We start from the raw sequence: 21,551 nt of genomic DNA, 5'->3' as shown, positions 1-21,551 counted from the left end.
AAACTATGTTTTCCGCGCTTCACTTAATATAGATAGAAGAAATTTTAAATCTGTTGGGACTTCTTTGTCCTGTTGAAGATCCAGAAGATAATCGGGAAGATCAACAGAGTTAATACGGTCGCTGTAATCAAACCTCCGATAATTACGATGGCTAAAGGTTTCTGAGATTCCGAACCGATACCTGTGGACAATGCAGCCGGCATCAATCCTATCGAAGCCATCAGCGCCGTCATGATAACAGGACGTGTTCTAGATTTTACGCCGTTTAATATGGCATTATCCAAACTCAATCCGTCCTTGACATTCTGGTGAAACTCTGTGATCAGGATGACCCCGTTCTGGATACAGATTCCGAGGAGGGCAATCATTCCTACTCCTGCGGAAATTCCGAAATTCATTCTGGTCAGGTGAAGGGCAATAATTCCCCCAATCAATGCGAAAGGTACATTCGCCAATACCAGTAATGAGTCTTTCATATTTCCAAACAGGATAAACAATAAGAAGAAAATTCCCAGAATACTGATCGGAACCACCTGCGCCAGTCTGTGTGAAGCTCTCTGCTGGTTTTCAAACTGACCGGTCCAGCCAATGGAATAGCCATCCGGAAGATCGATATTGGCTACTTTTTTCTGTGCATCGGCAATGGTGCTTCCTAAGTCACGGTCACGGATCGAGAATTTAACCCCGATGTATCGTTTAATATCATCTCTGTAAATAAATGCTGCTCCGTTATCTTTTACAATGGTACTGATCTCTTTCAGCGGAATTTTTGCTCCGCCCTGTGTAGGAACCATCAATGAAGCGATATCATTTTCATCTTTTCTGTATTCCTGAGAGTAACGGAGACGGATTGGGAATTTTCTTTCGCCGTCGAACATTTCTGAAGCGGTTTTCCCTCCGAATGCCATTTCCAGTACAGACTGTGCATCATCCGGCATCACACCGTAAGCCGCCATTTTATCTCTGTCCAGCACCACGCTTACCTCCGGTTGTCCGATATTTTTAATGATTCCCGGATCTTTTACCCCTTCTACATCTTTGATCTGTTTTAAAACCTGATCAGCTAACTTATCTAAGGTTTCCAGATTATCCCCATAAATCTTGATCCCGTTTTCTGCTTTGAAACCGGCTACCGCTTCTGCCACGTTATCTGAGATCGGCTGGGAATAATTAAAAGTAATTCCCTGGTAACTTCTGAGTTTTTTATCAATCTCTTCAATCAGTTCTTCATAGCTGATCTTCCGTTTCCATTCATCCTTAGGCTTAAGATTGACCGCAAACTGCACAAATCCAAATCCGTTCGGGTCTGTTCCGTCATTACTGCGTCCTGTCTGAGCCAAAACATCGGTGACCTCGGAAAAGCTCATAATGTCTTTCTTTAAAAGATCTGCTGTTTTCAATGATTCTTTTAATGATGAGCTCATCGGCATTTCTGCTGTGATCCAAAGTGAGCCTTCATTCAGCTGCGGCAGGAATTCTGTTCCTAGGAATTTTCCGGAGAACAAGGTTACGACCATGAAGGATATGGCAACAATTAAACTCATTTTTTTATGTTTAAAAGTATAGTTGAATCCTTTCAGTACAATTCTGTCCCAAAAATTCACAAACGGGTTGTTTTTTTCTCTTACATTCTTGTTTAATAAGATGTGGGAAAGAACCGGAACCAGCGTTAGGGTAAATATCAATGCTCCTATCAACGCAAATCCTAATGTAAATGCCAGCGGTGAGAACATTTTTCCTTCCACTTTCTGGAATGAGAAAATTGGGATCAGAGAGGTGATGATAATTAATTTTGAAAAGAAAATCGCCTTTCCTAAGCCGGTTCCCGTCTGCTTGATCCAGCCTCCTTTTGAGAGTTTATTAAATTTTTCTGTCCCATATTTGAGGGCTTTGTGGTCGAGCATCACAAAGAGCCCTTCCACCATGACGACGGCTCCGTCAATGATGATCCCAAAGTCTACTGCTCCCAATGAAAGCAGGTTCGCACTCATTCCCGCCAGTTTTAAGCATAAAAATGCAAATAATAAGGACAACGGAATGATAATGGAAACGATAAAAGTAGTTCTCCAGTCGGCCATAAAGATCAGGACGATCACGGTAACCAGGATGATTCCCTCGATCAGGTTGTGCATCACGGTGTGTGTGGTGAAGTCCATCAGGTTGTCACGGTCGTAGAATGTTACCATTTTGACGTCTTTCGGAAGAACCTTCTCGTTAAGTTCTTTGATCTTCGCTTTTACTCCAACCAGCACTTCCCTCGGGTTCTCCCCTTTTCTCATCACCACGATTCCTTCTACCGTGTCTTCATGTTTATTAAGACCGGCCTGCCCTACTCTCGGCATAGAACTTTCGTGAACGTCTGCTACATATCTTACCAATACCGGGTTTCCGCTGTCATTCTGAATAGTAATATTTCCAATGTCTGCGACAGATTTTACAAGACCGATTCCTCTTACCACATAGGCCTGTCCGTTTTTCTCAATCACATCACCTCCGACATTTAAATTGCTTTTGGTAACGGCATCATACACCTGAAGCGGCGTCAGATTGTATTTATCTAAAGCTCTCGGATCAATACTTAATTCGAAAACTTTATCCTGACCTCCGAAAACATTGATGTCAGCCACTCCCGGAACCCCTCTCAGTGCACGGTCGATCACCCAGTTCTGAAGGGTAAGCAGCTCTCTGGAATCTTTCGTTTTACTTTCCAGGGTATATCTGAAAATTTCCCCGGTAGGCCCGTAGGGTGGCTGAACTTCCGGATCTACCTCATCAGGAAGGCTTACGGTTCTTAATTGGTTATTCACCTGATTTCTGGCGAAAGTATCATCCACCCCATCGTCGAAAAGAATTTTAACGATAGAGAGCCCAAACATGGTGGTACTTCTCACACTCGTTTTCTTCTGAACCGGGCTCATAGCCAATTCGATGGGCGTAGTGACAAAACGTTCCACTTCCTCTGCGCTACGTCCATTCCATTGGGTTATAATGACGATCTGGGTATTGGTAACATCGGGGAAAGCTTCAATGGGCATATTTTTGAAACTTATAAAACCCGCAATGGCCAAAATAGCTACCCAGATAAAGGTAAATGCTTTGTTTTTTAACGAGAAAGCAATTATATTTTTAATGAATTTATTCATGATAGATTAAATTGGTGACCTAAAAAAGCCGTTGAAAAATTTTCGATTCTTCCTGTTTTTTCAATATGTTTTCTGAACCATTAAGGAAATGAAGAGGTGAAGAATAGTTAAGCAATTCGCAAGCGAATTTGGGTAAGCGGAGTGCTTAAAAATATCTTCAGATGTTTTTCTTAATTCAACTTAACTTCTTACTTCAACATTTCAATAATTCTTAATGTTTTAAATTACATTCAACTAAAAATTTAACTGTTCAGGGAACGGTAGATCAGCAGCTGATTATTGGTGATCACTTCTTCCCCTTCAGACAGACCTCCGGCTATGTAGGTGATATCTCCCACCTGCTTTAATATCTTTATTTCTTTCACTTTTATATCGGTTCTGGATTTGAAAACGACTACAAAACTTCTGTTGTCATCGAAGATTACGCCTTTTGAAGGTATGGTAAGCGCTGTACTATTCTCTGAACTGGACACTTTGATGGTTGCTTTACTTTCCGGAATCAGCAGGCCGTTGGCATTATCCAGCACGACTCTTGCCTGCATGGAATTGGTTTCCGGATCAATGATCTTGAATATTTTATCAATTCTTCCGTCAAAAACTTTATCCGGGTAAGACAGTGTGGAAACTTGTGCTTTCATTCCCAGGCTTATTTTATCAATATCAGCTTCATTCACATTCATGATGGCCCATACATTTGTCGTATTGGCAACGTCAAAAATATTTTCACTTCTGTCGCTTCTCAGCTGCATATCTTTATTGATGTTCTTCTGAACGACGTATCCGCTGATAGGCGCAAGAACGCTATAGATATTTCCTTTTTTCACATTGTACACCGTGCTTACGGCTGTGGCTCTCTGCATCTGATCCTGGGCTTTCTGTACGACACTTCTGGCTTCAAGAACTTCTCTTTCCGTATTCAGCTTTCCTTCGTACATTTCTTTGGCGACACGCAGGTTATTTTGGGCCACGACCAAATCTGTCTTTGCATCACTCACATCTTTCTGAACTTCGGCCAGTTCCGTACTTCTGATGGTAGCCAGTACCTGCCCTTTTCTCACATAATCTCCAAGTTCAGCATTCACACTTAAGACATTTCCACCCACTAAAGGATATACATCGATATAACTGTTTTTATCGGCAGAAATCTTTCCGTAAAAACTGTATTGGTCTTCTATATTTTTCGTTTCCACTTTAGCCAGAGCGATGGAATTAAGCATGGTGTTGCTCAGTTCAAAACCTTTCTTTGCCTGTGGTGCTTTTTCTTCCTCTTTTTTTGCACATGACAGTAATGAAAGTGCTATCAGTACAGGGATTATATATTTTTTCATAGCTTAATAGAAGATTTTCGTTTGTATTAGTTGATTAAGTTGTTCTGCCGACTGCATGATTTCATTCTTCATATCATAGATCTGGAGCGCTGTTTGTCTGTAGCTATCCATGAAATCTGTAAATTCTATAAGGTTGACGTTTCCTTTTCTGAAATTTTTCAGCATTCCGTCATACACCAGTTCCATATTGCTAAGGTCTGTGGATTTGATCTCGGCAAGCTGATCGTACTGGCTTTTCCAGGTTTTGTAGGCAGACTGCACTTTGGTTTCAAGGTTCAGTTTCTGATAATCTGCATTTTTCTCGTTCTGCTGAATCGCGAAATTCGCTTTTACCATATTTCCCTGATTGGATTTCCATAAGGGCAACGGAATACCGACCATCAGATTGACCTCGTTTTTAAAGGTTCCTCCATTCTGGTCCCATCCGGCTCCTACGTTAAGATCCGGAACATTCAGAGATTTCTGCCATTGTGCGTATAGTTTACTGTTGTCTATTAATTTTAAGAAATACTGGTAGTCGGAATTGTTTTCCAGGGCTTTTTTCTTTAATTCATTTTCATCTCCGAAAGGCTGAGTCGCAAGAATTTCTTTGGCATCTACATCGGAAAGCTGGGGTTCTATATCATCTGATATTCCAGTCAGGACTTTTAAACTCTGTTCAAATTCAAGGATATTTTTATTGATTCCCAGTTTATCATTATTAAGCTGGATCACGAGACTCTGCAGTCTTACTTCGTCTTTAAGGGAAACGTTACCTTTGGCAGATTGTGCACGGTAAGCACTCAAAAGATCATTCATGTATCCCAACTGCTTATTGGTGTTATCCAGTTTCAGTTTTTCGTAATACAGATTGAAATACGCTGCGTGAAGCTGGGTTCTAAGATCCACCAGAAGCTGCGAAAACTGAAGCTGTGCCAGTTCTTTGTTTGATTTTGCAAAAGCAATTTCGTTTTTCTTTTTTCCGCCCATGTAAATCAGCTGGGTGATCTCTGCTCCTTTGGCATGTCCTATATCAAAGGCTTTCTTACCTTCAGGATTGTAGGCATTGATCTGTCCGCTCAGCTGTGGAAGTTGCCATATCTTAGCCTGCAGGATATCTGCATCGGCCATGTTGATGTTGTACTGTTCTGCGAGAAGCTGAAGATTGTTTTTCTGAAAAGCCTCTTCACAGTCCAAAAGTGACATCTGTTGCTGCCCTGCCATGAATGAGGAGATGGCAATAAACAGCCCTGCAATTTTGTTCATTCTATCTTTATTTATGGTACAAAATTGCCGCTATACGATTAAAACGACCTTAAAGGAGCCTTAAAAAAAAATTAAATTTGACTTATGAACATCGATAAATGCTGTATTTGTTGGGAAAATCACAGGATGGAGGATAGAAGACAGGAAGCCTATGTACTACAGAAGTACAAAGCGAGGACGTAATTATATTTGCTTATTAAAGATGATACTGAACGTATTGGTCTGTTCAGCAGGAGATGAATATATGATCTCTGCGCCGTGGTATTCAAGAATTCTTTTTACAATTCGAAGTCCAAGACCGGAGCCGGAAATATTTTGAGAATTATTTCCGCGCATAAAGGCTTCAAATAATTTAGCCTGTTCTTCTTCAGGAATCGTATTGCCGCGGGAAATAACATCTACCGTAAGCTGATCGTTGGTTTCCGTAATCAGAACATCCACTTCTTCATCATCGGAATAAACCGCTGCGTTTTTAAAAAGATTAATAAAGACGATGACCAGCAGAGACTGGATACCGCTTATCGTCAGAAGACCATTTTCAGAAGTATCTTCAGAGATCAGGAAATCCAGTTTAAGTGACGGGTAGCTTTTTTCTACGGCTTCGAAGGCTTCAAAAATAACTTCGTCAATTCTTACTTCTTCATAAATACTCTGAATATTTTCCTTATCAAATTTGGTGAGGAGTAAAAGAGAATTGGTAAGATCCGACAATTGATAAACATCTTTTTGAATCTGTTTTAAGGAAGTTAAAGTCTCTGGTGAATGTTCCTCAAATTTAATCAGGTTTTCCAGCTGAAATGCCATTCTGGTAATAGGAGTCCTGATTTCATGGGAAGCACTTGCCGTAAAATCTTTCTGCGACTGAAAGACATCATCCAGCCTTGCAATCATGGTATTAAATGATTTAGCCAGAACATTGATTTCATCGTCCGACTCCTGAACGGGAATCTGCGTGGTGAGTTTATGAGCTGTGACTTCCGAAATTTCGGTATTCAGATCTTCCAGAGGGCGTAGAAACTGTCCCATAAAGTAATAACTGAAAAACCCGATCAGAAGAGTACTCATTACATAAGCTGTGATCAAAAGGTATTTCAGGTATTCCAGTTTCGATTTTCCGTTGGTATCTAGTGCGCTGGTGAGGATGTAATAATTTTCACCATTGATATTCCGGAGCGCCGCATAGATTTCGGGAACTGTTTTTTCCGTGTATATGATTTTCTTTTCATCCAGCTCCTTGAGAAGGGCACTGTCCCAGGTTACATTACGGTCTTTAATCGTGCTGTAGATTAACTCTTTCTCGCTGTTGAAAATTAAGATGGTTTCGTTGAGAAGGATGTTATCTGAGTTTTCGTTAAAAAAGATCGGGGCTTCTTCTTCGAAATCTTTAGACTTTGAAATGAAGTGGGAGGTAAATTCAAGACGCTGTCTGAACCTTTCCTTGAATTCATCTCTTCTGAAATCATTAAAAGACAGATAGATAACCGCCATCACCATTGCAAAAAGCAGGGAAAAAGCGATACTGATCGTTAATGCTATCTTTCTTTTTAAAGACATCTACAATGGGCTTAGGTAATATCCGAAACCGGAACGGGTGTGTATCAGTTTCAGTTTAAAATCTTTATCGATCTTTTTTCGCAGAAAGTTGATGTAGACTTCTACCGTATTGGTATTCGTATTGAAGTTATGCTCCCATACGTGTTCGGTGATCTGCTGTTTGGAAACAGTCCTTCCCTGCGCTTCGGCAAGATACACCAGCAACTGGAATTCTTTTAGTGTAAGTGCAATCTCATTGCCTGCTCTGTACACCTTCTGTTCTGTTTTATTGATGATAAGGTCGTCTACTCTGATGATATCCTGATCCGCCGCATCAGATGGTGCTTTTCGTCTCAATAGGGAATTGATTCTTAACAAGAGCTCCTCAAACTGAAAAGGTTTTACCAGATAATCGTCTGCCAGTCTTGTGAAGGCATCTTTTTTATCGGAAATATCTCCGTAAGCCGAAATAATGATGATGGGTGTATTTTTATCGAAAGAACGGATGGTCTGGCAGACATCCAGCCCGTTTATTTTGGGAACATTAATATCCAGCAAATACAGGTCGTAAGTATTGTTTTTGATCTGACGGAGAAAGGTTTCACCATCATAGATTTTGTCACAGGTAAAGCTGTTCGATTCCAAAAACCTGCAGAGTTCTGCCGAGAGAATAAGGTCATCTTCCAATAAAAGAATATTCATCAAAAATTTATTTGATACGAATTTAACGAAAATTTATGAGTATTCAAGTTAATTGGCGATGCTGTATCCAATCGTTTTCTTCCGGGAGTATTAAAATTAAAGATTAGATTTAACGCTGATTCAGTTCAATGGGATTATTATTCTTTTTCCTGTCTTCCAAAGCTTTCTTTTCGATTCCTCTGATGATCTCCTTCGGATCTCTGTCTTTCAGAACAATCTTTCCGTTGTATACATCTGCTTTAAAACCTCTCGCCGGATCGTCTATTTCAATTTTTCTCAATTTCAGATATTCCTTCTTTGAAATTTTTTGCTGCTTTTCTATAAAGAGGGAACTTTTTAAACCTAGGACATCGAAATCTGTTTTGTACAGTTTTATTAATGAAAACCTATGATGATTCCTGGTATCAGAAATTTCAAATATTATCCCCGGCAGACCACTAAACTTGAAAGGTCCGTCACTGATGGGTATTTTAGGACAGTACCAGGCTTCCCAGATTCTCCCTCTAAAACGGGTTTTCGCTTTATAGAGCATATATCCGAAAGATTCTTTTGTCTCGTCAATTAATTCCCAGTTCAATTTTACTTCATCCGGAAATAAATACATGACGGGATAGGAATACTGAGTTTCGGTAATTTCTCGGGAACTAAGGTTTTTATTGATCTTCCAGAAAATTTTCCCATTGGTAAAATCGGTCTTCTTGTCCTGCAGATAGAGTGAATCTGTTTTCAGTCTTTCATAGCTGGCAAATGTAGACTGCTTATTGTTGATCCACAAAAACATAGGTTCTTTTTCTGAGTTCTCCGATAAGCTGTCTGGTTTGTACGTGTAGTCATATACCAACATTAAGTTTTGAGAATAAGCCTTAGCGCTCAGAAAAAAAATAACAACAAAAGAAATAAGTCTTGGAAGAAATTTTTTCATGATATATAAAATAAGCTCCCTGTTCGGGAGCCTGATTTTTTAATTAACAGTATTGAGCATAATATCCCTTACCACATGTTGTTCCGCAAGAATCTCCACACTGAGGAGGATTTGCGAACTCTTTACAGCATCTGACGTATCTTACTTCACCCCCATCATCACCAGTACCACCCATACATTCTCCACCACGGCATGTCATACCGCCTCCGTTACCAATAATTTCTTTCAAATCTGTTCTTGAAATCTTCTTTAAGTTTTTCATTGTTATACTTTGGTTTAAAGTTTAGATAACAAATATATGTTTCATCTCAAATATCACACATGAGGGAAATCAGCTTTTAACATTAATTATTATTCGGTTCATAATATATTCGTCAGGCAGGTCTTAAAATCGGGAGAGAAGCTGCATCCTGTTTCTTTCACAGATATCAAATACTATAAGGAATGGCGGGGAAAGTATTGTTACATTGATACGAACCAGGAGATCGTTTTATCTGTAGGTTTATTATTTGGCTTCGTTAAATTTTAAGTTTGGAAATTTTTGGGCAAAAAAAATCCCGAAAGAAATTCGGGAAATCTGGAGAGCCAACTACGGGACTTGAACCCGTGACCTCTTCCTTACCAAGGAAGCACTCTACCGCTGAGCTAAGTCGGCACTAACTAAAAAAAATCACACTAATCAGCGTGATTTTCTTTGAGCGGAAGACGAGGGTCGAACTCGCGACATTCAGCTTGGAAGGCTGACGCTCTACCAACTGAGCTACTTCCGCAATTTTGTTTCCAAAACTATTGGTAAACGCTTTGCAAATCTAGGAAAATCCTTTTAAATCTGCAAGATTTTTTTTAATATAAAATAGTGGGAAGAGCAGGATTCGAACCTGCGAAGCCGAAGCAACTGAGTTACAGTCAGTCCCATTTAGCCACTCTGGAATCTTCCCAAAAGTTTATATTAAAATTGAGCCTCCAGAGGGACTCGAACCCACGACCTGCTGATTACAAATCAGCTGCTCTAGCCAACTGAGCTATGGAGGCAATTTTAATGTTTTGACTGAAAGCTTTTGAGAAAATTCTACTCTAAGCTTTTCAGTAGTTAAAAAAATCATTCTTTTCAGTCTGACTTTTTGAGCGAAAGACGAGGGTCGAACTCGCGACATTCAGCTTGGAAGGCTGACGCTCTACCAACTGAGCTACTTTCGCAATTTTGTTTCCAAAACTATTGGTTTAACGGTTTGCAAATCTAAGAAAATTTCTTGAAATCTGCAAGACTTTTTTTTAAAATATAAACTGTGGGAAGAGCAGGATTCGAACCTGCGAAGCCGAAGCAACTGAGTTACAGTCAGTCCCATTTAGCCACTCTGGAATCTTCCCGAATGTTTATATTAAAAGAGCCTCCAGAGGGACTCGAACCCACGACCTGCTGATTACAAATCAGCTGCTCTAGCCAACTGAGCTATGGAGGCATAAACAAAAAGAATTCAAAAGAACGCTGTTCCCTTTTTGCGAGTGCAAATATAGAACGGTTTTTTTGAATTCTCAAACTTTTTTATGACTTTTTTTATCTTTTTTTCTTACGCCATCTCTTTTTTCTTGATTAGTAGCTTTTTAGCAGTATCAACGCAAAGGTCTAAACTTTCTTCAAAAGTTTCAGATGTCTTTTTTACAACGATATCGTCACCCGGAACGGCCAGGATAAGCTCGGTAGTTTTATTGTTTCTATCCGAAGCGTTTTCAACTTTTAGGAACACCTTACACTCATGAATTTTATCATAGAAGGTTTCCAACTTGCTTACTTTTTTGTCAATGTGTGATTCTAATGGTTCGTGTGGAGTTAAACCAATTGAGTGAACTGTAATCTTCATAATTCTTCTTTTTTAGATGCTCGAGGGTGAGCCTGATTAAACACTTTTTTCAATTGTTCAATATTGGCATTCGTATAGACTTGAGTACTTGCAAGACTGGAATGCCCTAATATTTTTTTTACTTTGGAGATCTCCGCCCCATTATCCAAAACATGCGTAGCAAAGCTATGCCGAAGGATGTGAGGACTTCTTTTTTCTTTCGTTGTTACAAGACTAAGGTACTTATTAACTACCACATAAACAAATTTTTCAGCGAGTTTTTTACCCTTTTTGTTAACGAAAAAATATGATTTATATGGGTCTTCCGGTTTCCTTATTTTCAGGTAACTTTCCAGCAGATGAGACAGATCGTCGGAGATGGGAATAAAGCGTTCTTTATTTCCCTTTCCTATTACCCTAAGCTCGTTTCCGCTTAAATTAACATACTCAAACATCAGGCCACAAAGCTCAGCTTTACGCATTCCGGTCTGATATAGTACTTCAATAATGCATTGATCAAGGAGATCATGATGCTCCGGGAGAACACGATCGCTAAGGGCCTGCATTTCTTCCTGTGAGATAGGAATCTGTTTTTCAGCGTAAAACTTAAGGGATGGAATGCTTTCTGCGGGAGAAACTTTGATTTCTCCGATTTTTAGAAGAAATAAATAAAAACTTCGAAGAGTAGATAATTTTCTATTGATACTCCTTTTTGAAATATTATTTTCACTTAGTTCAACAATAAAATTTCTGATGACTTTTTTATCGGCTTTGGAAATATCTTCGGAACCTTCTGTTTTGAGGTAGAAATGAGAAAAATCGTCAAGGTCTTTTTTGTAGCTTGTAACGGTATGAGGCGAATACCTCTTTTCGAACTGTACGTATTCTATATATTTATCCAGCATCATGTAAGGTATAAAAACAAAAATTCACCTCTCAAATATACGAATATTTAAGAAGTGAATTATATGTGGTTAAGAAAAATCTTAAGCCTGTTCTTCCTTACTAAGGCCTCTTTGTTTGTAAGCGGCTTTCAGTCTAGATTGTCTTAAAGTTACAGAAGGCTTAATAAACGCTTGTCTAGATCTCAATTGACGAACTGTACCCGTTTTATCAAATTTTCTTTTATATTTTTTTAATGCTCTGTCGATGGATTCCCCATCTTTTACTGGAATTATTAACATATTTTACATCTCATTTTGGATTGCAAAGTTAGCATTTTTTCATTAATTCACAAATTATATTCTTTAAAAATATTTTCACCGATATTATTTTAACTCAATTGATTATTTAAACAGTATTATTTAATTGTTTTTAGTATAAAATGTTTACAATTTTAACTTAATTATCAAATTAATTTAAAATATAACCGAAATCTATTAAAATAAATTTATTTCAATAGATTTGTAATTATTAAAACTCTAAAAACCAGACTGCTATGAAACCTCAGGAAAAGAACACTCCTTTCATCCTTACTCCTTTCTTACTTATAAACCCCCACACCTCTACTACCCAAACCATTCATTCATAAGGGAATAACAATTTGTTAAAAAACTTTTTTTCTATAAATACTTCTTTCACTATGACAAGAAAACTACTCCTCTTCTTTTTATTCATTTTTTATATATCCCTTTCTGCACAGGAAGATTGTAGCTCGGCTATAACGGTGTGCGGAAACTCTAATATCAATTACACCCCTTCCGGAATTGGAAATATCAACGAAGATGTGGGAGGATGCTTATCCGGTGAACATCATTCCGTCTGGTACAAATTTACCATTGCAACAAGCGGTACACTTACTTTTAATCTTGTTCCTACAGGGCCTGTGGATTATGACTGGGCCATTTACGGACCCAATGCAACCTGCAACAACCTGGGATCACCCATCCGGTGTAACGCATCCGGCGACCTTACCAGCACAGGAATGAATATGACCAACAACAACACAACATCAGCGGGCGGAAACACTGATCCTTACTGCCGGTATATGGATGTTGTGGCGGGGCAGACTTACTATCTCTATCTGGATAACTGGTCTACAACGGTGTATACTTTTAACCTGACATGGGGAGGAACAGCGACGTTTGTTTCCCCTTTCAATAATTCTACAGCAGCCCCGAATCCGTTTATTCCACCGGGAACACCAGGCCCAAATGCCAACTCTCCACGGGAAATCGGAATTTGTGGCACCACTGCTCTTTTCAACTTCAGTACTTTATCGGCCAGCATATTAAATGGAAATCCGAATTTTACGGTAACCTATTTTAACAGCGCTAATAACGCAGCCACAGGAACCAACCCTATCATGGCACCGGTTACTGTAAATACTACGACTACCTATTATTATAACATTAATTATCACGATCCGAACAGCACAACCGGCACTATCAATGCGTGTAAACAAACGAATGCTATTGTTTTCAGAAATAAAAGCTTAACCGCAGCTATCACGCCTTCATCTACGGTTTTATGTGCGGGAGGAAATATTACCCTAACCTCAAATAATGCTACCGGGAATACATGGTCTACAGGAGCCACCACGCCAACGGTTACCATAACAGCTCCCGGAACCTATACTTTAACGAGTACGAACGGGATCTGTACAAGCAGTCCTGCCTCTGTTACTATTACCCAGGACACAGATCCTGGCGCAGACATAACCGGAAATCTGGTACTCTGCGAATCCACAGCCACGCAGCTTACGGCTTCTTCAAACGGAACCGGAAATACCTATTCTTGGTCTACGGGTGCAACAGGGAATACCATTTCAGTTTCGGCACCCGGAATTTACACGGTGACGGTAAAAACACCGGCCAATTGCCAGTACACAAAATCTGTAACGGTGACGCAAGGGACTGTTCCGGTTGTTCAAAATTCAAGTTTAAGTCAATGTTCCAATTCAACGACTGCCGTTTTTGATCTTACCTCAGCGCAGACCAACATCAGCACCACCGCCAATGTCAGTTTTGATTATTATGTCAATCAGGCGGACGCTCTTGCCGGAAACACCAATACCATTGCAACTCCGACAGCTTACAGTTCGGGAAATACTACCATATATGTACGTGTAAAATCGGGAACTTGTTTTAAAGTCGCTCAATTACACTTAAACATCACTCAATCTATCACTCCAGCCATTACAACGTCTTCTACAACGATCTGCCATGGCGGAAATGTTACTTTAACATCGAGTATTACAACGGGAAATACATGGTCAAATGGCGCAACAACACCGTCGATCACCATCACTTCTCCCGGAATGTACACTTTAACCAACACAAGCGGAACCTGCACAAGCACTCCAGCCACTGTCACGATCGCCCAGGAAAGCAATCCAAATGTAGACGTTACCGGAAATTTATTGCTTTGCGAATCAACGAGTACTCAGCTTACCGCTTCTTCAAACGGAACCGGAAATATATACACATGGTCTACGGGTGCAACTGGAAATACCGTTTCAGTTACGGCACCGGGAACGTATACCGTCACGGTAAAAACACCGGCGAATTGCGAATACACAAAATCTGTAACCGTAACACAAGGTGTTGTTCCGACTGTTCAGAATTCGAGTTTAAGTCAATGCTCTAACTCGGCAACGGCTGTTTTTGATCTTACCTTATCACAGCAGAACATCAGTACAACAGCATCGGTAAGTTTTGCTTATTATGTTAATCAGGCAGATGCTCTCGCAGGAAATCCGAACACGATTGCGAATCCCACAACTTACGCATCAGGGAACGCGACGATCTATGTCCGTGTACAATCTTCAACATGTTTTAAAGTTGCCCAATTACAGCTTTCCATCACACAATTTCCTGTACCGACTATTACTGCATCATCTACAGCGATCTGCTATGGAGGAAGCGTTACTTTAACCTCAAGCAATGCCACAGGAAATACATGGTCGACAGGTGCAACGACGCCATCCATCACGATTACCAGTCCGGGAATTTATACTTTAACCGGATCGAACGGAATATGTGCCAGCACACCGGCGTCTGTGACTATTTCATCGGAAAACAATCCCAACGTTACCATCACGGGAAATCTGACTTTCTGCCAGGGATCTTCAACAGCACTCAACGCATCTGCTCAGGGAACAGGGAATACATTTGTTTGGTCAAATGGTGTAAACGGAGCTACGAATACTATAAATACACCAGGAACTTACACCGTTACGATAACCACACCCGCCGGCTGCGTCTATCAAAAATCTGCGACAGTGGTTATGGATGCGGCGATTATTGTCAATATTGCTTCTCCGGCCCAGATCACTTGTCCCAATCCACAGGTTACCTTAAATGCTACTGCTTCGGTTTACCAACCGGGTTCTACATTTGCATGGACCACCAGCAACGGAGGCGTTATTGTTTCGGGAGCGAATACTTTAACACCAACAGTCAACAACGGTGGAACTTATACTCTTACGATCACCAGCGCAACGCCTTTAGGATGTACCAATCAGGCCTCTGTAACCGTCATAAAAAATACCACTCCGCCTGCCATAAGTATTTCTGCACCTAAATTGACGATCTGCCTGGGAGAATCAGTAACATTAACAGCAACAGGCGTTGCTACCTATACATGGACAGGACTTTCCGGCACCGGAAATACACAAATAGTGTCACCAACCACAACTACAACTTATACGGTAACAGGAACCGGAGCTAATGGATGTACAGCACAAACACCAACCACCATAACGATTAAAGTAGTTCCTGAAATCGTTTCCACATTACATGATATTGAGATCTGTAAAGGCGATAAATCCATACTGGACGCGGGAACAGGCCCCAACTATACCTATCTTTGGAGCACCGGTGCAACAACACGTACTATCAATGTAGAATTGGCAGGAACTTATTCTGTAACGATAAGCAACGGTGTTTGTTCAAAAACATTTACGGCTACCGTAAAATACATTGTTACTCCTGAAATCCTGACTATCGTATATAAAGATCCTACTTTAACTATCAATATAAAGAACAGTGGAAATCTTCCTGCGGAATATTCCATTGACGGAGGAGTGACCTGGCAGTCTTCGAATGTATTTACCCATGTTCTAAGGAATACCCAGTATTCTATCAAAGTAAGAAACAGAGGCGCATTATGTGAAACGAACGCCACTTATTACACCTTCTTTATGTCGAATGTAATCACTCCCAACAGCGACGGTAAAAATGATGTCATTAATTTCACTGAAATCAGCAAGTATGGAAATTTCGAGGGAAGCATTTTTGACAAGTATGGAAAGGTGGTTTTCAAAATCAGTACAAAAACTCCCATCTGGGATGGAAGGTACCTGGACAGACCTCTCCCTTCCGACACCTATTGGTATAGATTATTCTGGGAAGACAAGATCACTAAAAAACCGGTAGAAATCTCGGGATGGGTTCTTTTAAAAAACAGAGATTAATCAATCTTCACCAGCCGGCAGTACTTATTGCCGGCTGGTTTTATGTATAATTCCTTTAAAAACTGAGTTTATTTCAAAAGCAATGCATGACATTAAGCGTATGTAAACAAAAATCTCTATCTTTGCATTCACTTTATTCATGGGGTTGACTGGTTTCGACAGCAAGATCAATGGGTAAGTAAGCATGCAGAGAACCGTAGCGCGATCTCTTAAATCCCTTGCTACACAACTTTAACTGGCAACGAAGAGTTCGCTCTTGCAGCTTAATCCGAATAAAGTAAGATTCAAGCGCTTTCCTGAAGATAGTAAGGAAGCAAGATATCTCACAAATGCTCCGTTCTACGGCGTTTGATCCTGAGATATAGGAATGTAGAAATAAGGTTTCAGATGCTTCGGCTGAAACTCGAAAACTTTAGAAGATAAGCTGGAAGTTGGGTGTCTGCCCTCTGCCTTCAGTCGAAAACCAATGGTAGAATAAGCATGTAGAAATCTTATGTATTGCTTGTTTGGACGAGGGTTCGAATCCCTCCAACTCCACTTAAATCCCTGTAAATAAAACATTTACAGGGATTTTTATTTAACATCTCTCCATTCAGCACTGATCCGGTGTTGAATATATTCTTCAGAAGGTAAATCTCAAAAATCCTCCGTATCCTGAACTCTGATTAATTAACAGTCCCAAGCAATGTTTATCCACAGTATCATGCAATCATCAAGAGCTTCATTATTAATCAATACTGGTAGTTTCTGCTAAAAAAAATCCATTATTATCTTTTTATTATGTTTATTGCCTAGATTTAATTAATTTTAAGGGTCATTGTGTCTTAAATTAAAAACCTTCTACTTTTTAATAACATCGAAACTAAATATTATAAAATATGAGAATTAAACAATTATCTTATTTGGGGATATTTATCCTATCCATATCCTTTGGAAAAGCACAGGATTTTTTTACCCCAATCAATGAGAGATCTATTAAAGCTGATCCGAAAAACAGAACGGTACAACCCGAAAAGTCCCAGACTTATGCATTAGATGTAGCTGGAATGAAAAGCTACTTTAATTCAGTGCCTGAACTGAAAGATACTGATCTTAAAGACAAAGCACCTATCATCCTGCTCCCGATGCCTGACGGAACTAAAGCAAAATTTAGAATCTGGAAATCTTCAGTAATGGCTCCTGAATTGGCTCAGAAGTTCCCTCAATTGGTTACCTTCACGGGACAAGGAGTAGATGATCAATACGCTACTATTAAGTTGGATTTTACAGAATTAGGGTTTCATGCCCAAATAAAGTCTGTCATAACGGGTGATACTTATATTGATCCTTATGCAAAAAATAATGTTAATAATTATATTATTTACAAGAAAAGCGATTTGATTGACAAAACCCCAAGGATTTGTGGAACAAAAGACGAAGACAGCCAATCAGAAAAAAAAAATGCACAAAAAACAGTAACTCCAAGCGTAGGAACTCAAATTAGAGTTTTCAGATTTGCAGTAGCCTGTACCGGAGAATATGCACAAGCTGCAACGGGATTAGCTTCACCTACTGTTGCACAAACGCTGTCGGCCATTGTGACTTCTGTAAACAGAGTAAACGGGGTATACGAACAGGAAGTAGCTGTAAGATTGATATTAGTTCCAACTGAAACCAATGTGATCTTTACAAATCCTGCTACCGATCCTTTTAATGGTAATGATGATGCGTATACATTAATTGATGAAAGTCAAGCTCAGATTGACGCATTGATAGGAAGCGAGAATTACGATATAGGCCATACTTTCAGTACCGGAGGTGGTGGATTAGCCGGATTGGGAGTTATCTGCAGTAACGGCGACAAAGGAAGCGGAATTACCGGTTCACCTAACCCTGTTGGAGATCCTTATGATATAGATTATGTTGCTCACGAAGTGGGACATCAGTTTGGAGGTCCTCATACATTCAATTCAACAACGGGAAGTTGTGGAGGAGGCAATCGTAATGCAGCCACAGCTGTAGAACCCGGAAGCGGAATCACTATTATGGCTTATGCCGGTATCTGTGGCTCCACCAATAATCTGGCTCCAAACAGTATTCCTACCTTCCACACCCGCTCATTCCAGTCGATCACAACAACAGTTCAGTCAACTACCTGCCAGGTGACAACTCCAGTTGCCAATACAGCCCCGGTTGTTAATGCAGGAAATAACTATACCATCCCTAAAGGGACTCCATTTAAATTAACAGGCTCTGCAACCGATGCTGAAAATAATCCACTTACCTATTCCTGGGAACAAAACGATGTAGGACTAGCAAGTAACTGGAATGCTCCATCAGGAAATGCTGCTATATTCAGATCATTTGTCCCGGTAACTGCTCCCTACAGATATTTCCCAAAACTTTCAGATGTCATTAACAACACGACAACCAGAGGAGAGATCTTACCTTCATATGGCAGAACTATGGAGTTCAGATTAACAGTAAGAGATAATAACGCAGGCTGCGCAGGGGTTGCCAATGATGATGCAATCGTTACAGTTGACGGAAATTCCGGACCATTTACAGTTACAGCGCCCACTACAGCCGTAAACTGGGCAGGTAATTCTACTCAGACTCTTACATGGAATGTAGCCAATACAACTGCAGCTCCCGTGAATTGCGCCAATGTAAGCATTTTCCTTTCTACAGACGGAGGCCTTACTTATCCTACCACTATCCTGGCATCTACGCCAAATGACGGCTCAGAGACTATTACAATTCCTAATATAGCTACTACACAAGCCAGAATTATGGTTGCAGGACAAGGTAATGTCTTTTACAATATTAACCCTATTAATTTCACAATCAACCGGGTATTGGCTGTGAGTGAAGTAGCCGGAGATAAAGACGTTTTCGTGGTTTATCCTAATCCTAGTAAAGAACTTCTGAATATTAAATTTACCAATTCAAATGAGAACTACGATATCATCGTGTATGATACAAGTGGGAAATTAGTATTCAGTAAGCTGAATAATAAATTAGACGCAGGTAAAGTTGGAACCTTCAACTTAAGCCAGTTAATTACTGGAGATTATCTGGTTAAAATTAAAACCAAAACTATGGATAAAACCATTAAATGGGTAAAAGAATAAGCTTATTTAAGAATCTACAAATTTGATAAAAAAGGTTGTTTTCATTGGAAAGCAACCTTTTTCATTTATACCATTAAGTACAATAAATATTTCCCCCATAATACATTAAAAAAAACTACAAAATCACACAAAAGAAGTATTTCATATTAGAAATAAGCATGGTAAATTTGATCATCTAAAAAATACACCATCATGAAATCACCCTTATTCCCGATTGAGATTATCTCGATCTATAAAAATAAACTTGGAGATCTTCTTCCTTTACCGATGAGAATGGCCAAGTGTACAGCTGATACCTATACTGCATTAATCAACATTTCTATCGAACTTAAAGCAAAAGGCGGAAAACTGATCCTCAGCGACCTGTTCAGAAGTTATGAAATGCAGGCACAATCCCACAACGATTACATATCCGGAAAAAAGAGCGCTTTCAGTCCTGCTCCGGGCGGAAGCTTCCATGAAGCGGGAAGGGCTTTTGATCTGGATTTAAGCTCCATTAAAGTTTCATTATCTGATTTCTGGAAAATCGCCAAAAAACATGGTGTTGTACCCATCATCGATGAACCTAAAAAAAGCATCTCCGAAGCGTGGCATTTTGAATGCAGAGGAAGCCATCAGGTCGTCTATGATTATTACAACGCAAAAAAAGGCAAAAATTTCAAACCATACAAAGCAGCGGCAGCAAGTGCTATTCTTTCTATTGGAGTACATGTGGATTTCTTTGGAGACAATCAAAAACAGGCGATGATACAGGCTAATCTTATCAGACTTGGGAAAGAAATCGGCAACCTCGATGGCCAGATTGGAAAGAATACCAAAAAAGCGCTCGGTGAATTGGGATTAATTTACACAACTCATAATCTGGACGACATTTTATCTGAAACCGAAGATCTCGTTCAGGAAAAATTCACGAACGAATACAGGACTCCTATCATACTATAAAACAGTACTTTAAAATCATATTAACGAAAAATTATTTTAGTTTTTTGCCCGCCCTTATCACACTAAGAGTCTGCTGAGTAATTCCCAGATAAGATGCTATATGTCCCAGAGAAGCCCTCAAAATAAGGTCTGGAGAATCCCTCATCAGTTTCTGATACCTGTATTCAGCAGACTGAAACTGAATATCATACAAACGGTCATTCAATAGTTTAATATGATAAGCCATATTGTTACGCATGAAATAATTCAGTTTTGGAACATTATCCAGAAATGGTTCCAGTAAGCTGTAATTTGCCATTCTTATTTTACTTCTTTCCAACAGTTCACAATCACAATGATCTTCCTTATTAAGAAATATATTTTCCACCGACAGAAAAAACACCTTTTCCTTATAAAAAAAGTCGGTAATATCTTTACCGTCCTTGTGATAAAAAGAACGGGCCAATCCCTCTTCTATAAAGAAAACATCTTTTGAACGGCTTCCATTGGAACATAACATATGGTTTTTAGGCAGCTCTTTATAGGCGAATAAATTATCCAGTGCTGTGACGGCCTCTGGCATCAGGCCTATTTCATTCTGAAGGTACAATCGTAATTTCATGTCAAGTTTTATGATCCGAAAAATGTACTATCCCAGTGACAAGCAATTTTCAGAGATTTTTTTAAAATGATTAAAATTCAACCTAATCTAAGCCTTACCGGGATCATCGTAAGGTCTTCAAAAGGGTTATTTTTATACCATCATTAGCCAAACAATATTCATTAAATCAAAAAAAATCAGGTTTTCTTTCAATAGAATTCCAGAGACTTTTTTATCCAGCCAGATGTATACCCTACAAAATTAGTAGAACTTTAAATTTCACCTTATCAGGATTTTCACAAATCATTACCATATTATGATCACATCCTATTTCCACCACTTGATAAAATGCCTGAAACAGCATATTTTAAAGGATTTTTAAAATCAAAAACTATATGATGGATTTTAAGATAGATGAAATTTTTATAGAGTTTTACTATTTATATTTGACTACCGAAAAGATCTTATTATTTTATCCGAAGCCACATTTCAAAGTAAGATATAAGGTCTTTCACTTTCAATAAACTCCTTTTTTGAATAAGAAAGTATAGAATCCTGGCAATAAAAAATAATGGAAAGCACAATTTCATATACAGTACAATTGTGGGAGCTTTTTAAAAGTCTCCCAACAATTGTTTTTGCTTTACTTTTTTTCAGTACTCCTGATTGTAAGTCTTATTCACCGAATACGACCAGTCAACATTTCCTCCTATTTAATCATAAACCTGAAAACGGTAAAAATATATACTCCAGTTTTAATCACACCTCTACAACTCGCTGTCTGAAAGC

General features: G+C 39.3%; 14 protein-coding genes, 7 tRNA genes and 1 other RNA gene. 4 read left to right on the top strand and 18 right to left on the bottom strand.

Translation table 11 applies throughout. The annotated features are described in order from the left end of the window. Nucleotides 1-44: 44 nt before the first annotated feature. The 17 genes from N0B48_RS11090 to rpsU all read right to left on the bottom strand — a co-directional run bounded on the left by N0B48_RS11090 (nt 45) and on the right by rpsU (nt 11,895). Nucleotides 45-3,143, bottom strand: coding sequence for an efflux RND transporter permease subunit (locus N0B48_RS11090; protein ID WP_259838862.1), 3,099 nt, complete (start codon nt 3,141-3,143; stop codon nt 45-47). Nucleotides 3,144-3,385: 242 nt separating this feature from the next. Then, nucleotides 3,386-4,471: an efflux RND transporter periplasmic adaptor subunit gene (locus N0B48_RS11085; protein ID WP_259838860.1), complete on the bottom strand. Its 1,086-nt coding sequence runs from the start codon at nt 4,469-4,471 to the stop codon at nt 3,386-3,388. A gap of 3 nt (nt 4,472-4,474) precedes the next feature. Beyond that, nucleotides 4,475-5,716, bottom strand: coding sequence for a TolC family protein (locus N0B48_RS11080; RefSeq protein WP_259838859.1), 1,242 nt, complete (start codon nt 5,714-5,716; stop codon nt 4,475-4,477). Nucleotides 5,717-5,899: 183 nt separating this feature from the next. Then, nucleotides 5,900-7,270 (bottom strand): ATP-binding protein, encoded by a 1,371-nt coding sequence (locus tag N0B48_RS11075; RefSeq protein WP_259838858.1) that lies wholly within the window; start codon nt 7,268-7,270, stop codon nt 5,900-5,902. Then, a complete protein-coding gene (locus N0B48_RS11070; RefSeq protein ID WP_099768828.1) occupies nt 7,271-7,951 on the bottom strand; it encodes a response regulator transcription factor in 681 nt (226 codons plus the stop codon). 109 nt (nt 7,952-8,060) lie between these two features. Beyond that, nucleotides 8,061-8,873 (bottom strand): GLPGLI family protein, encoded by an 813-nt coding sequence (locus tag N0B48_RS11065; RefSeq protein ID WP_259838855.1) that lies wholly within the window; start codon nt 8,871-8,873, stop codon nt 8,061-8,063. Nucleotides 8,874-8,916: 43 nt separating this feature from the next. Continuing rightward, the gene (locus N0B48_RS11060) at nt 8,917-9,135 is read right to left on the bottom strand and encodes a bacteriocin-like protein (RefSeq protein WP_259838854.1); all 219 of its coding nucleotides are present in this window, start codon (nt 9,133-9,135) and stop codon (nt 8,917-8,919) included. A gap of 321 nt (nt 9,136-9,456) precedes the next feature. Then, a tRNA-Thr gene (locus N0B48_RS11055) sits at nt 9,457-9,528 on the bottom strand. Nucleotides 9,529-9,570: 42 nt separating this feature from the next. Further along, nucleotides 9,571-9,643, bottom strand: a tRNA-Gly gene (locus N0B48_RS11050). Between the two features lie 87 nt (nt 9,644-9,730). Next, a tRNA-Tyr gene (locus N0B48_RS11045) sits at nt 9,731-9,811 on the bottom strand. A gap of 20 nt (nt 9,812-9,831) precedes the next feature. Continuing rightward, nucleotides 9,832-9,905 (bottom strand) — tRNA-Thr (locus N0B48_RS11040). 92 nt (nt 9,906-9,997) lie between these two features. Continuing rightward, a tRNA-Gly gene (locus N0B48_RS11035) sits at nt 9,998-10,070 on the bottom strand. 90 nt (nt 10,071-10,160) lie between these two features. After that, nucleotides 10,161-10,241: transfer RNA gene (locus N0B48_RS11030), tRNA-Tyr, on the bottom strand. Nucleotides 10,242-10,259: 18 nt separating this feature from the next. Further along, nucleotides 10,260-10,333, bottom strand: a tRNA-Thr gene (locus N0B48_RS11025). Nucleotides 10,334-10,441: 108 nt separating this feature from the next. Beyond that, entirely contained in the window at nt 10,442-10,732 is a 291-nt protein-coding gene (locus N0B48_RS11020; RefSeq protein ID WP_223606560.1) for an HPF/RaiA family ribosome-associated protein, read from the bottom strand. Further along, nucleotides 10,729-11,616, bottom strand: a complete 888-nt coding sequence (locus N0B48_RS11015; RefSeq protein WP_259839235.1) for a tyrosine-type recombinase/integrase — start codon at nt 11,614-11,616, stop codon at nt 10,729-10,731. Before N0B48_RS11015 ends, N0B48_RS11020 begins: the two co-directional genes overlap by 4 nt. Nucleotides 11,617-11,697: 81 nt before the next feature. Then, nucleotides 11,698-11,895 carry a 30S ribosomal protein S21 gene (gene rpsU / locus N0B48_RS11010; RefSeq protein ID WP_034723363.1) on the bottom strand — a complete coding sequence of 66 codons (198 nt, stop codon included), beginning with the start codon at nt 11,893-11,895 and terminating at the stop codon, nt 11,698-11,700. A 398-nt stretch (nt 11,896-12,293) separates the two neighbouring features. Between rpsU and N0B48_RS11005 the strand changes: the two genes are divergently transcribed. The 4 genes from N0B48_RS11005 to N0B48_RS10990 all read left to right on the top strand — a co-directional run bounded on the left by N0B48_RS11005 (nt 12,294) and on the right by N0B48_RS10990 (nt 20,182). Further along, nucleotides 12,294-16,127: an FIDD domain-containing protein gene (locus tag N0B48_RS11005; RefSeq protein ID WP_259838853.1), complete on the top strand. Its 3,834-nt coding sequence runs from the start codon at nt 12,294-12,296 to the stop codon at nt 16,125-16,127. A 141-nt stretch (nt 16,128-16,268) separates the two neighbouring features. Next, nucleotides 16,269-16,667: a transfer-messenger RNA gene (gene ssrA, locus N0B48_RS11000) on the top strand. A gap of 338 nt (nt 16,668-17,005) precedes the next feature. Further along, on the top strand, nt 17,006-19,240 hold the full coding sequence (locus tag N0B48_RS10995; protein ID WP_259838852.1) for a reprolysin-like metallopeptidase: 2,235 nt from the start codon (nt 17,006-17,008) through the stop codon (nt 19,238-19,240). A 192-nt stretch (nt 19,241-19,432) separates the two neighbouring features. Next, nucleotides 19,433-20,182, top strand: a complete 750-nt coding sequence (locus tag N0B48_RS10990) for a M15 family metallopeptidase domain-containing protein (RefSeq protein ID WP_259838851.1) — start codon at nt 19,433-19,435, stop codon at nt 20,180-20,182. 31 nt (nt 20,183-20,213) lie between these two features. Here N0B48_RS10990 and N0B48_RS10985 read toward each other — a convergent pair whose 3' ends face one another. Next, entirely contained in the window at nt 20,214-20,783 is a 570-nt protein-coding gene (locus tag N0B48_RS10985) for a Crp/Fnr family transcriptional regulator (protein ID WP_259838850.1), read from the bottom strand. Nucleotides 20,784-21,551 lie beyond the last annotated feature (768 nt).

It is taken from the genome of Chryseobacterium herbae (assembly GCF_025154075.1).
Taxonomy (GTDB): domain Bacteria; phylum Bacteroidota; class Bacteroidia; order Flavobacteriales; family Weeksellaceae; genus Chryseobacterium; species Chryseobacterium herbae.
The sequence above is the reverse complement of the archived record's forward strand: the minus strand, read 5'-3'. Positions and strand labels throughout refer to the sequence as shown.

Excerpts from the sequence above, each read along its gene's own strand:
- N0B48_RS11005 (WP_259838853.1), top strand. The coding sequence starts at position 12,294 with ATGACAAGAAAACTACTCCTCTTCTTTTTATTCATTTTTTATATATCC.
- N0B48_RS11020 (WP_223606560.1), bottom strand. The coding sequence starts at position 10,732 with ATGAAGATTACAGTTCACTCAATTGGTTTAACTCCACACGAACCATTA.
- N0B48_RS11065 (WP_259838855.1), bottom strand. The coding sequence starts at position 8,873 with ATGAAAAAATTTCTTCCAAGACTTATTTCTTTTGTTGTTATTTTTTTT.
- N0B48_RS11060 (WP_259838854.1), bottom strand. The coding sequence starts at position 9,135 with ATGAAAAACTTAAAGAAGATTTCAAGAACAGATTTGAAAGAAATTATT.
- N0B48_RS10990 (WP_259838851.1), top strand. The coding sequence starts at position 19,433 with ATGAAATCACCCTTATTCCCGATTGAGATTATCTCGATCTATAAAAAT.
- N0B48_RS11090 (WP_259838862.1), bottom strand. The coding sequence starts at position 3,143 with ATGAATAAATTCATTAAAAATATAATTGCTTTCTCGTTAAAAAACAAA.
- N0B48_RS11070 (WP_099768828.1), bottom strand. The coding sequence starts at position 7,951 with ATGAATATTCTTTTATTGGAAGATGACCTTATTCTCTCGGCAGAACTC.
- N0B48_RS11075 (WP_259838858.1), bottom strand. The coding sequence starts at position 7,270 with ATGTCTTTAAAAAGAAAGATAGCATTAACGATCAGTATCGCTTTTTCC.
- N0B48_RS10985 (WP_259838850.1), bottom strand. The coding sequence starts at position 20,783 with ATGAAATTACGATTGTACCTTCAGAATGAAATAGGCCTGATGCCAGAG.
- N0B48_RS11080 (WP_259838859.1), bottom strand. The coding sequence starts at position 5,716 with ATGAACAAAATTGCAGGGCTGTTTATTGCCATCTCCTCATTCATGGCA.
- rpsU (WP_034723363.1), bottom strand. The coding sequence starts at position 11,895 with ATGTTAATAATTCCAGTAAAAGATGGGGAATCCATCGACAGAGCATTA.
- N0B48_RS11015 (WP_259839235.1), bottom strand. The coding sequence starts at position 11,616 with ATGCTGGATAAATATATAGAATACGTACAGTTCGAAAAGAGGTATTCG.
- N0B48_RS11085 (WP_259838860.1), bottom strand. The coding sequence starts at position 4,471 with ATGAAAAAATATATAATCCCTGTACTGATAGCACTTTCATTACTGTCA.
- N0B48_RS10995 (WP_259838852.1), top strand. The coding sequence starts at position 17,006 with ATGAGAATTAAACAATTATCTTATTTGGGGATATTTATCCTATCCATA.